14 protein-coding genes and 1 riboswitch are annotated in these 13,354 nt (G+C 43.0%); of the genes, 13 read left to right on the top strand and 1 reads right to left on the bottom strand.

What is annotated here, in order from left to right; translation table 11 throughout:
• Positions 1 to 36: 36 nt before the first annotated feature.
• From guaC to ilvD, 5 genes are all read left to right on the top strand, one after another.
• On the top strand, positions 37 to 1,020 hold the full coding sequence (gene guaC, locus SM123_RS05770) for a GMP reductase (protein WP_320909189.1): 984 nt from the start codon (positions 37 to 39) through the stop codon (positions 1,018 to 1,020).
• Positions 1,010 to 1,105: riboswitch (purine riboswitch) on the top strand. (Overlaps the previous gene by 11 nt.)
• A gap of 91 nt (positions 1,106 to 1,196) precedes the next feature.
• A complete protein-coding gene (locus tag SM123_RS05765) occupies positions 1,197 to 1,778 on the top strand; it encodes a xanthine phosphoribosyltransferase (RefSeq protein ID WP_003001484.1) in 582 nt (193 codons plus the stop codon).
• Positions 1,778 to 3,040, top strand: coding sequence for a nucleobase:cation symporter-2 family protein (locus tag SM123_RS05760; protein ID WP_254732508.1), 1,263 nt, complete (start codon positions 1,778 to 1,780; stop codon positions 3,038 to 3,040). The genes SM123_RS05765 and SM123_RS05760 overlap by 1 nt, the downstream gene beginning before the upstream one ends.
• Positions 3,041 to 3,150: 110 nt before the next feature.
• Positions 3,151 to 4,494 carry an MATE family efflux transporter gene (locus tag SM123_RS05755; RefSeq protein WP_061604233.1) on the top strand — a complete coding sequence of 448 codons (1,344 nt, stop codon included), beginning with the start codon at positions 3,151 to 3,153 and terminating at the stop codon, positions 4,492 to 4,494.
• Positions 4,495 to 4,620: 126 nt separating this feature from the next.
• Positions 4,621 to 6,339 carry a dihydroxy-acid dehydratase gene (gene ilvD / locus SM123_RS05750; protein ID WP_320909188.1) on the top strand — a complete coding sequence of 573 codons (1,719 nt, stop codon included), beginning with the start codon at positions 4,621 to 4,623 and terminating at the stop codon, positions 6,337 to 6,339.
• 59 nt (positions 6,340 to 6,398) lie between these two features.
• Here the strand turns inward: ilvD and SM123_RS05745 are convergent, their stop codons facing one another.
• Positions 6,399 to 6,581, bottom strand: coding sequence for a 4-oxalocrotonate tautomerase (locus tag SM123_RS05745; protein WP_001117401.1), 183 nt, complete (start codon positions 6,579 to 6,581; stop codon positions 6,399 to 6,401).
• A gap of 114 nt (positions 6,582 to 6,695) precedes the next feature.
• Between SM123_RS05745 and SM123_RS05740 the strand changes: the two genes are divergently transcribed.
• The 8 genes from SM123_RS05740 to SM123_RS05705 are packed head-to-tail and all read left to right on the top strand — an operon-like array spanning position 6,696 to position 13,184.
• Positions 6,696 to 7,280: a thymidine kinase gene (locus SM123_RS05740; protein WP_003007269.1), complete on the top strand. Its 585-nt coding sequence runs from the start codon at positions 6,696 to 6,698 to the stop codon at positions 7,278 to 7,280.
• A gap of 21 nt (positions 7,281 to 7,301) precedes the next feature.
• Positions 7,302 to 7,781 carry a GNAT family N-acetyltransferase gene (locus tag SM123_RS05735; RefSeq protein WP_195227400.1) on the top strand — a complete coding sequence of 160 codons (480 nt, stop codon included), beginning with the start codon at positions 7,302 to 7,304 and terminating at the stop codon, positions 7,779 to 7,781.
• Between the two features lie 9 nt (positions 7,782 to 7,790).
• Positions 7,791 to 8,870 (top strand): peptide chain release factor 1, encoded by a 1,080-nt coding sequence (prfA, locus tag SM123_RS05730; protein WP_003007273.1) that lies wholly within the window; start codon positions 7,791 to 7,793, stop codon positions 8,868 to 8,870.
• Positions 8,870 to 9,706, top strand: coding sequence for a peptide chain release factor N(5)-glutamine methyltransferase (gene prmC, locus SM123_RS05725; RefSeq protein ID WP_320909187.1), 837 nt, complete (start codon positions 8,870 to 8,872; stop codon positions 9,704 to 9,706). The genes prfA and prmC overlap by 1 nt, the downstream gene beginning before the upstream one ends.
• Entirely contained in the window at positions 9,693 to 10,304 is a 612-nt protein-coding gene (locus SM123_RS05720; RefSeq protein ID WP_320909186.1) for an L-threonylcarbamoyladenylate synthase, read from the top strand. Before prmC ends, SM123_RS05720 begins: the two co-directional genes overlap by 14 nt.
• A gap of 38 nt (positions 10,305 to 10,342) precedes the next feature.
• Entirely contained in the window at positions 10,343 to 11,599 is a 1,257-nt protein-coding gene (gene glyA, locus SM123_RS05715; protein ID WP_150906071.1) for a serine hydroxymethyltransferase, read from the top strand.
• A gap of 8 nt (positions 11,600 to 11,607) precedes the next feature.
• Positions 11,608 to 12,582, top strand: a complete 975-nt coding sequence (locus SM123_RS05710) for a nucleoid-associated protein (protein WP_023918106.1) — start codon at positions 11,608 to 11,610, stop codon at positions 12,580 to 12,582.
• Positions 12,582 to 13,184: a lysozyme family protein gene (locus SM123_RS05705; RefSeq protein WP_003007284.1), complete on the top strand. Its 603-nt coding sequence runs from the start codon at positions 12,582 to 12,584 to the stop codon at positions 13,182 to 13,184. Before SM123_RS05710 ends, SM123_RS05705 begins: the two co-directional genes overlap by 1 nt.
• Positions 13,185 to 13,354: the final 170 nt, after the last annotated feature.

Genomic DNA, 13,354 nt, shown 5'->3' with positions numbered 1-13,354 from the left:
GGTAGGTCAGTTTTTAGAAAAGAGATTTTTCAATCTATGTTAAATGAATTTCCTATTTTCGACTATGAAGATATTCAGTTGATTCCCAACAAATGTATCATCAATAGCCGCTCAGAAGCAGATACAACCGTTCAATTTGGAAACCATACCTTCAAGCTTCCAGTTGTTCCAGCCAATATGCAGACGATTTTGGATGAGAATGTAGCAGAGCAGTTGGCGCGTGGTGGATACTTCTACATCATGCACCGTTTTGATGAAGAGGGTCGGATTCCTTTTGTCAAACGCATGCATGATCAAGGTTTGATCGCTTCCATTTCGGTTGGTGTTAAGGAATACGAATACGACTTTGTGAGTCAATTAAAGGCAGATGCGCCTGAGTACATCACTATTGATATCGCACACGGTCATGCGGATAGTGTCATTCGGATGATTCAACACATCAAGAAAGAATTGCCAGATACCTTTGTCATTGCTGGAAATGTCGGAACACCTGAAGCTGTTCGTGAATTGGAAAATGCGGGAGCTGATGCGACTAAGGTCGGAATCGGTCCTGGTAAGGTTTGTATCACCAAAGTGAAGACTGGATTTGGTACAGGTGGTTGGCAATTGGCTGCTCTTCGCTGGTGCTCAAAAGCAGCTCGTAAGCCAATCATTGCGGATGGTGGTATTCGGACCCATGGTGATATTGCCAAATCGATTCGTTTCGGGGCGTCTATGGTCATGATCGGTTCTCTCTTTGCAGGACATGTTGAAAGTCCTGGTAAAACAGTAGAGATTGATGGAGAGTCTTTCAAAGAATACTATGGATCTGCTTCAGAGTACCAAAAAGGTGCATATAAGAACGTCGAAGGTAAGAAGATTTTATTGCCTGCCAAGGGTCATTTGCAAGACACCTTAACGGAAATGGAACAAGATTTGCAAAGTTCGATCTCTTATGCAGGAGGCCGAAAATTAGCAGATTTGAAACATGTTGACTATGTGATCGTTAAGAATTCTATCTGGAATGGCGATGCACACTAATTGAATTACTTATTTATTTCACGAATGGGCGTGATGTTTCTACAAGGTGCCAGAACACCTAACAATAAGTAAGTCGGGACTATTTCTCTTTCTAGAGAGATTTCAAGGCTTGCTTAGCAGGCCTTTTTGTGTTTTATGAATGAAGTAGAGGATTTTTTAAAAAAGTAGGAGGAAGTATGAAATTACTTGAAGAGCGCATCTTAAAAGATGGCAATGTTTTAGGTGAGAATATCCTCAAGGTGGATTCCTTTTTGACCCACCAAGTGGATTTCAAATTGATGAAAGAGATTGGTCAGACTTTTGCGGACCGGTTCAAAGATGCTGGTGTGACGAAAGTCGTGACCATTGAAGCATCTGGGATTGCACCAGCCCTTTATGTAGCTGAAGCCTTGGATGTTCCCATGATCTTTGCTAAGAAGGCGAAAAACATCACGATGAATGAGGGCATCTTGACGGCTGAGGTTTATTCCTTTACCAAGCAAGTGACCAGCACCGTTTCGATTGCAGGTAAATTTTTGGATCCATCAGATAAGGTTTTGATCATTGACGATTTCCTTGCAAATGGGCAAGCAGCCAAAGGATTGATTCAAATCATTGAACAAGCCGGGGCTCAAGTCGAAGCGATTGGAATTGTGATTGAAAAATCCTTCCAAGATGGACGGGGATTGTTAGAAGAGTTGGGATATCCTGTTGTATCCCTCGCACGTTTGGACCGTTTTGAAAATGGTCAGGTTGTATTCAAGGAGGCAGACATCTAATGCAAAAACAAGAAAGCCATTCACAGGCGGCCATTCTAGGCTTGCAACACCTTTTGGCCATGTATTCGGGATCTATTTTGGTGCCGATCATGATCGCAGGAGCTTTGGGCTATAACGCTCATCAACTAACCTACCTCATCTCTACAGATATCTTCATGTGTGGGGTCGCAACTTTCCTTCAAGTGCAGCTCAATAAATACTTTGGGATCGGTCTTCCGGTAGTCCTTGGGGTTGCCTTCCAGTCTGTAGCACCTCTCAGCATGATCGGTGCTAGCCATGGTAGTGGTGCCATGTTTGGTGCCTTGATTGTCTCAGGGATTTATGTCATCCTTGTCTCTGGTTTCTTCTCTAAGATTGCCAATCTCTTCCCATCAATTGTAACGGGATCCGTTATTACCACCATTGGTTTGACCTTGATTCCAGTAGCGATTGGAAATATGGGAAATAATGCGCCAAAACCAACCGTTCAAAGCTTGATCTTGGCTGTGGTGACTATTCTCATCATTTTAGTCGTTAATATCTATACGACTGGCTTTATCAAGTCTATCTCTATCTTGATTGGCTTGATTGCAGGGACAGCTATTGCGGCTTCTATGGGCTTGGTAGACTTCACACCTGTATCGCAAGCACCAGTGGTTCACGTTCCAACGCCATTCTTCTTTGGAGCTCCTAAGTTTGAAATCACCTCCATCTTAATGATGTGTATCATCGCAACAGTTTCTATGGTGGAATCAACAGGTGTCTATCTCGCTCTTTCTGATATTACCAAAGATCCAATTAATAGCACGCGCCTTCGCAATGGTTACCGTGCTGAAGGGTTGGCCGTTCTCCTCGGTGGTATCTTCAACACCTTCCCTTACACCGGATTCTCACAAAACGTTGGCTTGGTGAAATTGTCGGGTATCAAGACCCGTCTTCCAATCTACTATGCGGCTGGTTTCCTTGTTCTTCTTGGTCTCCTTCCTAAGTTTGGAGCTTTAGCGCAAATCATTCCAAGTCCAGTTCTTGGGGGAGCGATGCTAGTCATGTTTGGTTTTGTGTCAATTCAAGGGATGCAGATCCTTGCGCGTGTTGATTTTGAACACAATGAGCACAATTTCTTGATCGCTGCTGTATCGATTGCTGCAGGGGTTGGTTTGAACAACAGCACTCTCTTCAATGGCCTTCCAACAGGATTCCAAATGTTCTTTGCTAACGGAATTGTCGTTGCCAGTGTCTTAGCGATCGTTCTCAATGCTATTTTAAACCGCAATAAACACTAATCTCACATGAACCGGAGGTCCTTGGATCTTCGGTTTTTTTGACTTTTAAGGAAACATATAGTAGAGTGGAAGAGGAGAGAATCTTATTTGATGAGAAGAGAGTTAGAATCATGTATTTAACCTATCACTTTAAAGAGCGCTTGCGCTTGTTTTTGAGTTTATTTTTGCCGATTTTAATCTACCAATTGGCCAATTATTCAGCCAGCTTTGTCGATACAGCCATGACCGGTCAGTACCGGACCCTTGATTTGGCTGGTGTTTCTACAGCTACCAGTCTGTGGAATCCATTTTTTACTTTCCTGACAGGGATTGTCTCCGCACTGACGCCGATTGTTGGGCATCATTTAGGCAAGGGAAATAAAGAACGGATTGCTGGCGATTTTTACCAATTCCTCTATATGTCATTTGGTATGGCCATTCTCTTAATAGGCTTTGTTTGGGGCATTGCACCCATGATTCTCAAGCAGATCGGTTTAGAAAATGTTGTTGCCCAAATAGCCATTCGCTATTTATATTTCCTTTCTCTAGGAATCTTACCTTTGTTGCTCTTTAGTATCGTGCGGACCTTCCTCGATACTTTGGGAATGACGCGTCTATCCATGTACTTGATGCTCTTGCTTTTGCCTCTCAATGCTTGTTTTAACTATATCCTGATCTATGGGGCATTTGGTTTTCCTGAGATGGGAGGAGCAGGAGCAGGTCTTGGAACCTCTCTGGCCTACTGGGTCTTGTTGGCCATTGCGGTTTTGATCTTGTGCAAGCATCCCAAGGTAGCACCTTTCCAATTGTGGAAGCCACAGCCTTATGATTTTAAAGGGATGAAAGAAGTATTGCGACTTGGGCTTCCAATCGGTGGAATTGTTTTTGCAGAAGTTATCATCTTCTCGCTGGTTGGTTTGTTAATGGCAAAATTCCCATCACTTACCATTGCGAGTCACCAATCAGCCATGAATTTTTCAACCCTGATGTATGCTTTCCCGGTTAGTATCTCCAGTACCATGGCGATTATCGTATCTTACGAACTGGGAGCAGGAAGACCAGAAGTGGTCAAACAATATTGCCGTTTGGGACGACTGACAGCCTTTGGCTTTGCGATTGTCACCCTCGTCTTTCTCTATACATTCCGCTTCCAACTGGCAGGGCTATACGGCAAGGACCCAGTCTTTGTGCAACAAACAGCTATTTTCATGACCTATAGCCTCTTTTTCCAAGTAGCCGATACCTTCGCAGCACCCCTACAAGGGATTTTGCGGGGCTATAAGGATACAACGGTTCCTTTCTTATTAGGAGTCTTTAGTTATTGGTGCATTTCTATCCCACTAGGGATTTTCCTTGACCATGTGACCAACTTGGGTCCATATGCTTATTGGATCGGCCTTATTTCTAGCCTTGTCGTAAGTGGAATTTGTTACCAACTTCGGCTCTGGCAGATCGAAAAAAAGCAAACAAACTAAAAAGAAGTCTGGGAAACCAGGCTTTTTGTGTACCGTGAATATTATAAATTTTCTGAAAGTTCTTGACAATTGATGTCAAAGTGGTAAGATTAGGAGGTAGAAATGAAGAACTAGAAGGAGAACAAGATGAGAAGTGATATGATCAAAATGGGGATCGACCGAGCACCAGCGCGTGGTCTCCTCTATGCAACAGGGCAAGTAAAATCAGCAAAGGATATGCAAAAGCCCTTTATTGCCATTTGTAACTCCTATATTGATATCGTTCCAGGCCATGTCCACCTGCGTGAATTAGCAGATGTTGCTAAGGAGGCTATCCGCGAGGCTGGTGGGATTCCTTTTGAATTTAACACCATCGGTGTCGATGATGGGATTGCGATGGGCCATATCGGGATGCGTTATAGTTTGCCATCTCGCGAGTTGATCGCAGATGCTGCTGAAACAGTCATCAATGCCCACTGGTTTGATGGTGTTTTCTATATTCCCAACTGTGATAAGATTACACCAGGAATGATTTTAGCAGCCATGCGGACCAATGTGCCAGCCGTATTTTGTTCTGGTGGACCCATGAAGGGCGGCGTTGACATGACGGGGCATCAAGCGACGCTCTCAAGTTTGTTTGAAGCTGTAGGTACTTATCAAGCTGGTGATATGAGCATGGATGAGCTGGATTTCTTGGAAAAAAATGCCTGTCCAACTTGTGGCTCTTGCTCTGGTATGTTTACTGCCAATTCCATGAACTGTTTGATGGAAGTATTAGGCCTTGCTCTTCCAGGAAATGGTACCATCCTAGCTGTTTCAGATGAACGCCGGGAATTGGTTCGTCAAGCAGCCAAACAATTGGTAGAGAATATTAAAAAGGGTATCCGTCCACGGGATATCGTGACCAAAGAAGCCATCGATGATGCTTTTGCGCTCGATATGGCCATGGGTGGTTCAACCAATACGGTGCTTCATACGCTCGCTATTGCGCGTGAAGCGGGGATTGATTATGATCTCAAAGATATCAACGAGATTGCCAAGAAGACACCTTATCTTTCTAAAATTGCCCCTTCAAGTGTTTACACTATGCATGATGTCCATGAAGCTGGTGGTGTACCAGCCATTATCAATCAGTTGATCAAAAAAGGAGCCATTAAGGGTGATCGTATCACAGTTACTGGTAAAACCTTGAAAGAAAACGTAGCTGGCGCTGAAATCAAAAATGAAGAAATTATCCATCCAATTGAGCATCCTATTTCACCTGTAGGTGGTTTATCGATCCTTTATGGAAATATCGCTCAGGATGGGGCTGTTATCAAGGTCGGTGGGGTCGATCCATCTGTGACCACTTTCCGTGGAAAGGCCATCTGCTGTGATTCACAAGATCAGGCCCTTGAGTTGATTGACAATGGAACAGTTAAGAAGGGCCATGTCGTTGTCATTCGTTACGAGGGTCCTCAAGGTGGACCTGGTATGCCAGAAATGTTGGCACCAACCTCTAAGATTGTCGGACGCGGTCTTGGTAAGGATGTGGCTCTGATTACGGATGGTCGTTTCTCAGGAGCTACTCGTGGAATTGCGATTGGTCACGTTTCTCCAGAAGCAGCAGAAGGTGGAAATATCGCCTTGATTGAAGATGGGGATGAAATCGTGATCGATCTTCCAAATCGTACCATTGATTTGCTTGTCGATGATGCAACTCTTGCTGAACGTCGCAAACATTTGAAACCTTTCAAATCAAAAATCTCCAGCGGTTGGTTGCGTCGCTATACAGCCTTTGCCAAATCAGCCAATGTCGGCGGAACCTTGATGAGTGACGAAGAATTCGAAGAACGGAAAGCAGAACGTCAAGCACAAGAAAAATAAGAAAAAACCTTTCCTGCTATGTGATATCACAAGCAAGAAAGGCTTTTTTAGTGGAACCATTATTTGGTGCGCATTTCACCTTGAGGGAAGTAGGTTCCTTCGGGCATATCGTTAATGATGACGTGAACAGCTGACTGAGGAGCGCCTGTATTGCGGACAACAGCTTCGGTTACTTCCTTGGCCAAGGCCTTCTTTTGTTCCAAGGTGCGTCCTTCAAATAGGTCAATTCGTACAAATGGCATATGGCCACCTCCTAAATTTTATATAGGACTATTTTATCACATTTTGGGATACAAAGCTTAGCAAAATTATGGTAAAATGATAATGAAACACATTTTAGAGAGAACAAAAGGAAAATGGCACAATTATATTATAAATATGGGACCATGAACTCGGGGAAAACCATTGAGATTTTGAAGGTGGCCCATAATTATGAAGAGCAAGGCAAGAGCGTCGTTATCATGACCTCAGCAATCGACACCAGAGATGGAGTAGGGGTGGTTTCTAGTCGAATCGGTATGAAACGAGAAGCCGTTGCAATTGAAGACGATACGGATATCTTTGGCTTTATTAAAAACCAAACAATCAAACCTTACTGTGTGTTAATCGATGAAGCTCAGTTTTTGAAACGCCACCATGTCTATGACTTGGCAAGAGTCGTGGATGAACTGGATGTGCCGGTTATGGCTTTTGGCCTCAAAAATGATTTCCGAAATGAACTCTTTGAAGGTTCCAAACACCTCCTCTTGTTAGCCGACAAGATCGAGGAGATCAAAACCATCTGCCAATACTGTTCCCGCAAGGCAACCATGGTCTTGCGTACCCAAGCAGGTAAACCTGTCTATGATGGAGAGCAGATCCAGATCGGTGGACACGAGACCTATATCTCCGTTTGCCGCAAGCATTATTTTAATCCAGACATTCCAACTGAAAGCGTCTAGAACGTTTTAGAGAGGATAATAATGTCTATTTGTTTAAAAGATATTACAATAGAGAATTATTTTGACGTTTTAAATCTAGAAGTTCATCCAAACCAAAGGAATTTTATTGCATCCAATTCCATTAGCTTAGCTGAAGCCTATGTATATGATAAAAATGGTGATTTTATAGCTCCCTTAGCAGTTTATGATAAGGAAGTATTAGTTGGTTTTGTTATGATTGCCTATGACCAGAAAATTGGAATCAGCAAGGGGAACTACTTGTTATTTCGTTTTATGATCGATAAACGATTTCAAGGTTTAGGCTATTTTAAACCGACTATGGATGCAGTCATTGACTTTGTTCGAACAGAGCCAGCTGGAAAAGCAAGAAGTCTTTGGTTATCTTATGAACCGGAAAATAATCAAGCGAGATCTTGCTATCTCCATTATGGATTTAAAGAAACTGGCGAAGTCATAGAAGACGAAATTGTAGCAATCTATGATCTAACAACCAAGAATTAAGGAGCAAACATGAATATCTATGATCAACTACAAGCTGTAGAAGACCGTTATGAAGAGTTAGGAGAATTGTTGAGTGACCCAGATGTGGTCTCTGATACCAAACGATTTATGGAGCTTTCAAAAGAAGAAGCTTCCACTCGTGATACGGTGACAGCCTACCGAGAGTACAAGCAAGTCCTTCAAAACATTGTTGACGCTGAAGAAATGATTAAGGAAGCCGGCGGCGATGCGGACTTGGAAGAAATGGCCAAGCAAGAGCTAAAAGATGCTAAGGCTGAAAAAGAAGAGTACGAAGAAAAACTGAAGATCTTACTTCTTCCAAAAGATCCAAACGATGACAAGAACATTATCTTGGAAATCCGTGGAGCAGCTGGAGGAGACGAAGCCCAATTGTTTGCTGGTGACCTCTTGCAGATGTACCAAAAATACGCGGAAAGCCAAGGTTGGCGCTTTGAAGTTATGGAAGCTTCCTACAATGGCGTTGGTGGGATCAAAGAAGTCGTAGCCATGGTTTCTGGTCAATCGGTTTATTCAAAACTCAAGTATGAATCTGGTGCCCACCGGGTGCAACGGGTTCCAGTGACAGAAAGCCAAGGTCGTGTCCATACCTCTACAGCAACCGTTCTGGTCATGCCAGAAATCGAAGAAGTCGAGTACGACATCGATCCAAAAGACCTTCGGATTGATATCTACCACGCATCTGGTGCGGGTGGACAGAACGTTAATAAGGTCGCAACAGCCGTTCGTATCGTCCACTTGCCAACCAATATCAAGGTAGAGATGCAGGAAGAACGGACGCAACAAAAGAACCGCGAAAAAGCCATGAAGATCATCCGTGCGCGTGTGGCTGACCACTTTGCTCAGATTGCCCAAGACGAGCAAGACGCTGAGCGGAAGTCTACTATCGGGACTGGTGACCGTTCAGAGCGGATCCGGACTTACAACTTCCCTCAAAACCGTGTGACTGATCACCGGATTGGCTTGACCCTTCAAAAATTGGACACCATCTTATCTGGTAAACTGGACGAAGTGGTCGATGCTTTGGTCTTGTATGATCAAACACAAAAACTAGAAGAGTTGAACAAATAATGTTGTTGGGATCATTATTGGCCCAGTATGAAGAAGAATTAATAGCCGTTGGAGAGGAAGCAGAAAGCCTCTCCTTCGCGTATCGTGCTTTAAAAAACTGGACTTTTACAGACTTTGTCCTTGCCTTGCAAAAAGAAGTGGAAGTAGAGGATCAGGCCTTGCTTCTATCCATCTTTGAGCAGCTGAAACATCACGTTCCTGCCCAATATATTATTGGTAGCGCAGATTTTTTTGGCCATATTTTTGCAGTGGATGAGCGCGTGCTGATTCCACGACCTGAAACGGTAGAATTGGTCGCTCTTATTCTCGAAGAAAACGATGAGAAAGCCTTACGACTTCTGGATATCGGAACAGGAAGTGGTGCCATTGCTATTAGCCTAGCCCTTGCTAGACCTACTTGGCAGGTTCAAGCTAGCGATGTCTCAGAGGAGGCCTTAGCCCTGGCCCAAGAAAATGCCAAGCAGTTAGAAGCTGTCCTTGAATTCAAGTCGTCAGATGTACTGGACGAACTAGAAGGTCCTTATGACCTGATTGTGTCCAACCCTCCCTATATCTCTCGGGATGATGTAGAAGAGGTTGGAGCCAATGTTTTAGCCTCTGAACCCCACTTAGCTCTTTTTGCGGATCGTGATGGATATGCCATCTACGAAAAGATTGCCCAGCAAGCACCAAGTGTTTTAACACCAGACGGAAAGATCTATCTAGAAATTGGCTATAAGCAAGGAGCCAAAGTAAAAGAGCTTTTTCAAGAAGCGTTTCCTGACAAACGCGTTCGAGTTCTGAAAGACCAATTTGGACAAGATAGAATGGTAGTAGTAGACAATGGATCACATTGAGAAAGAATTAGAAGCAGGCCGTGCGGTTATTCTGCCAACTGAAACAGTCTATGGTATTTTCGCTAAAGCTTTGGACCAAGAGGCAGTTAATTATATTTACGAATTAAAACGTAGACCTAGAGAAAAGGCTCTGAATTTAAATGTAGCCGATGAAATAGCGATTCGACTTTATTCGAAAAACCAACCTGGCTATTTAACAAAACTGGTTGATTCATTTTTACCAGGGCCTCTGACTATTATTCTTCAGGCGAATAAGAAGGTGCCAGACTGGATTCATTCGGGCTTGGATACAGTTGGTTTCCGTATTCCGGCTCACCCAAAAACATTGGAATTAATTCGTAAATACGGTCCTTTGGTTGGTCCCTCGGCTAATCTTTCAGGCCATGCAAGTGGAACAAAGTATGAGGCTATTGTAAGCGAGTTTGATCAAGTGGTTCCAGGTATAGAGGATGATGACTTCTTGACTGGACGAGATTCAACTATTTTGGATATCTCTGGTTCTAAAGCCAGGATTTTGCGGCAAGGTTCGATTACAAAAGCTGATTTGCTTGCACAAGTGCCAGAGCTTTCCTTTGAGGATGATAAACTTCCTCAGTGATAATGTACATAAATAATTTTTTATAAAGGAGTAGACCGATGATTTTTGATAAAGAAGATTACAAAGCCTATGATGCAGACCTATGGAATGCGATCGCTAAAGAAGAAGAGCGTCAACAAAACAATATTGAGTTGATTGCTTCTGAAAATGTTGTCTCTAAGGCAGTGATGGCTGCTCAAGGGTCTATTCTGACCAATAAATATGCCGAAGGCTATCCTGGTCGTCGTTACTATGGCGGGACAGATGTGGTCGATGTGGTCGAAAGTCTCGCGATCGAACGGGCCAAAGAAATCTTTGGGGCTAAATTTGCAAACGTTCAACCGCATTCAGGAAGTCAGGCAAACTGTGCTGCCTATATGGCCTTGATTGAGCCTGGTGATACTGTCATGGGGATGGATCTAGCTGCCGGTGGGCATTTGACGCACGGAGCTACTGTGAGCTTCTCTGGTCAAACCTATAACTTTGTGTCTTATAGTGTAGATCCTGAAACAGAGCTCTTGGATTTTGATGCCATCTTAAAACAAGCCCAAGAAGTGAAGCCAAAACTCATCGTTGCTGGTGCCTCAGCCTACTCTCATATTATTGATTTCTCAAAATTCCGTGAGATTGCAGATGCAGTAGGAGCTAAGCTCATGGTTGATATGGCCCATATTGCTGGTCTCGTGGCAGCAGGTCTCCATCCAAGTCCAGTTCCTTATGCACATATCACGACAACGACCACTCACAAGACCCTTCGTGGCCCTCGTGGAGGCCTAATCTTGACCAATGACGAGGAATTAGCTAAGAAAATTAACTCTGCTATTTTCCCTGGTATTCAAGGAGGACCGTTGGAGCATGTCATTGCAGCCAAAGCTGTCGCTTTCAAAGAAGCGCTGGATCCTGCCTTTAAAGAGTATGCAGCTAACGTGATTAAGAACAGTCAGGCCATGGCTGATGTCTTCTTGCAAGATCCTGATTTCCGCGTTATTTCAGGCGGAACAGAGAACCACCTTTTCCTTGTCGACGTCACTAAAGTCGTTGAAAACGGAAAAGTGGCGCAAAACTTGTTGGATGAAGTCAATATCACCCTCAACAAGAACTCTATTCCTTATGAAACCTTGTCTCCATTTAAGACCAGTGGGATTCGGATTGGTGCAGCAGCTATCACCGCTCGTGGTTTTGGTGAAAAAGAAAGTCGTACCGTTGCTGAACTGATGATCAAAGCGCTGAAGAATGCGGATAATCAAGAAGTATTAGACGAAGTGCGTAGCCAAGTCAAAGCCTTGACAGACGCTTTTCCACTTTACGAGGACTAAACCATATTATGGATATTTACGTAAAAAAAGCCATCATTCATCAATTTAGCCCAGACGATACCGACCTCTATCTGGCAGATAAATTTCTCAATATCACACCTAAAATCGAGGAATACTTGCGTAAGAAGATTGAACGGGTCTACTCCGATGAAGCCAGGACCGGTATTTTCGAAGAGGACAATCCTTTTCTTGAGATGATCTCAGATGACCTATTAGAAACTTCGGTTGCAGTAGCCAATCGTTGGAAGGAAGAATTTGTCGTCTCTGAGAATCAAAAGACCAACGATTTAGTGTTCATTCAATTCTCAAAAGAAGGGGTGGACCATTTTGCCTTTCTTCGGATTGCCTTACGAGAAACCCTGACGCATCTTGGTGGTGAAGTGGACAATCCGATTAAGTTGACGCAAAATAATCTACCTGGTTTTGGGACTGGTGCAGATGAAGCTTTGGTCATCAATCTTCAAAGCCGCAAATACCACTTGATTGAAAAACGAATCAAGTACAATGGGACTTTCTTGAACTATTTTTCTGAGAATCTGTTGCAGGCGCAACCTAAGATCTCTCCTAAAAAATCGATCAAGGCACTAGAAAAAACAGCTCAGAAAATTGCGGAAAGCTTTAACACAGATGATTTTCAATTTCAATCAAAGGTTAAATCAGCTATTTTTAACCATATTGAGGAAGAAAATAAACTCTCTCCTGAGAAATTAGCGGATGATCTCTTCGACGACAATCTCACAGCTCGCCTTAGTTTTATTGACCAAGTTAAGGAAGCTGTACCAGAGCCTGTCACCTTTGAAGAGATTGATGCCAGTCGCCAGTTGAAGAAGTTCGAAAATCAGAAATTATCATTGTCAAATGGAATTGAACTGATCGTTCCGAATAATGTCTATGAAGATGCAGAATCTGTTGAATTTATTCTAAACGAGAACGGGACCTATTCTATTCTGATCAAAAATATTGAGGATATACAGAGTAAATAATGATTAAACGTATAGTGAAGATCTTCTTATTCATTCTACTAATATTTGGAATCTATAAGGGAATTCAGATCCATCATGACGTCAAACAAGTCATGCAGTACCGCTCCCTGGTTAGAGAAGTCCTTGCTGAAGAGGACACCACGGCCAATGAAAATCTCATTCTTGCTATGATCTATACTGAGACCAAAGGCAGAGAAGACGATGTCATGCAGGCGAGTGAGAGTGCAAGTGGTGAGACCAATACTATTAGTGATAATAAGGCCAGTATTCGCCAAGGAATTCAAACTCTTTCAGATGAGTTAAAAGAAGCTAAGAAAAAAGGCGTTGATAGCTGGACTGCAGTTCAAGCCTATAATTTTGGGAAAGACTACATCGATTACGTCGCAAAACACGGTGGAACAAATTCCCTAGAGTTGGCCCGCGCTTATTCACGGGATGTAGTAGCGCCAAGTCTTGGCAATGTAACCGGTGAAACTTATCTTTACCTCCACCCTATCTCTCTTTTAAACGGGATGGAACTCTACATTAATGGTGGCAATATTTATTATTCCCGTTTGGTAGAAACCAATATGACGATTATGAAGTTATTTTCATGGTTTTAATCATTTTCCAGAGAGCCGATTGGCTCTTTTTTTAGCTGATCAGTTCTGCCTCCGATTTTAAGGGATAATAAAAATGTCATGCATTCTTAAAAGAACTGTAAGCTAGTTTTAAGAAATCAACTGTATAATGAAAATCGAAGTGGGTAATCTCTTTATTTACTTCTTTTTTC

The organism is Streptococcus sp. S5 (genome assembly GCF_034134805.1).
In the GTDB taxonomy this organism is placed as follows: Bacteria; Bacillota; Bacilli; order Lactobacillales; family Streptococcaceae; genus Streptococcus; species Streptococcus lingualis.
Note: the sequence above shows the minus strand (reverse complement) of the source record. Positions and strands in the feature narration are given on the sequence as shown.

Bases quoted from the DNA above. Each gene is read 5' to 3' on its own strand.
- prfA (WP_003007273.1), top strand. From the start codon at position 7,791: ATGAATATCTATGATCAACTACAAGCTGTAGAAGACCGTTATGAAGAG.
- glyA (WP_150906071.1), top strand. From the start codon at position 10,343: ATGATTTTTGATAAAGAAGATTACAAAGCCTATGATGCAGACCTATGG.
- SM123_RS05735 (WP_195227400.1), top strand. From the start codon at position 7,302: ATGTCTATTTGTTTAAAAGATATTACAATAGAGAATTATTTTGACGTT.
- SM123_RS05760 (WP_254732508.1), top strand. From the start codon at position 1,778: ATGCAAAAACAAGAAAGCCATTCACAGGCGGCCATTCTAGGCTTGCAA.
- ilvD (WP_320909188.1), top strand. From the start codon at position 4,621: ATGAGAAGTGATATGATCAAAATGGGGATCGACCGAGCACCAGCGCGT.
- SM123_RS05765 (WP_003001484.1), top strand. From the start codon at position 1,197: ATGAAATTACTTGAAGAGCGCATCTTAAAAGATGGCAATGTTTTAGGT.
- SM123_RS05740 (WP_003007269.1), top strand. From the start codon at position 6,696: ATGGCACAATTATATTATAAATATGGGACCATGAACTCGGGGAAAACC.
- SM123_RS05755 (WP_061604233.1), top strand. From the start codon at position 3,151: ATGTATTTAACCTATCACTTTAAAGAGCGCTTGCGCTTGTTTTTGAGT.
- prmC (WP_320909187.1), top strand. From the start codon at position 8,870: ATGTTGTTGGGATCATTATTGGCCCAGTATGAAGAAGAATTAATAGCC.
- guaC (WP_320909189.1), top strand. From the start codon at position 37: ATGTTAAATGAATTTCCTATTTTCGACTATGAAGATATTCAGTTGATT.
- SM123_RS05705 (WP_003007284.1), top strand. From the start codon at position 12,582: ATGATTAAACGTATAGTGAAGATCTTCTTATTCATTCTACTAATATTT.
- SM123_RS05720 (WP_320909186.1), top strand. From the start codon at position 9,693: ATGGATCACATTGAGAAAGAATTAGAAGCAGGCCGTGCGGTTATTCTG.
- SM123_RS05745 (WP_001117401.1), bottom strand. From the start codon at position 6,581: ATGCCATTTGTACGAATTGACCTATTTGAAGGACGCACCTTGGAACAA.
- SM123_RS05710 (WP_023918106.1), top strand. From the start codon at position 11,608: ATGGATATTTACGTAAAAAAAGCCATCATTCATCAATTTAGCCCAGAC.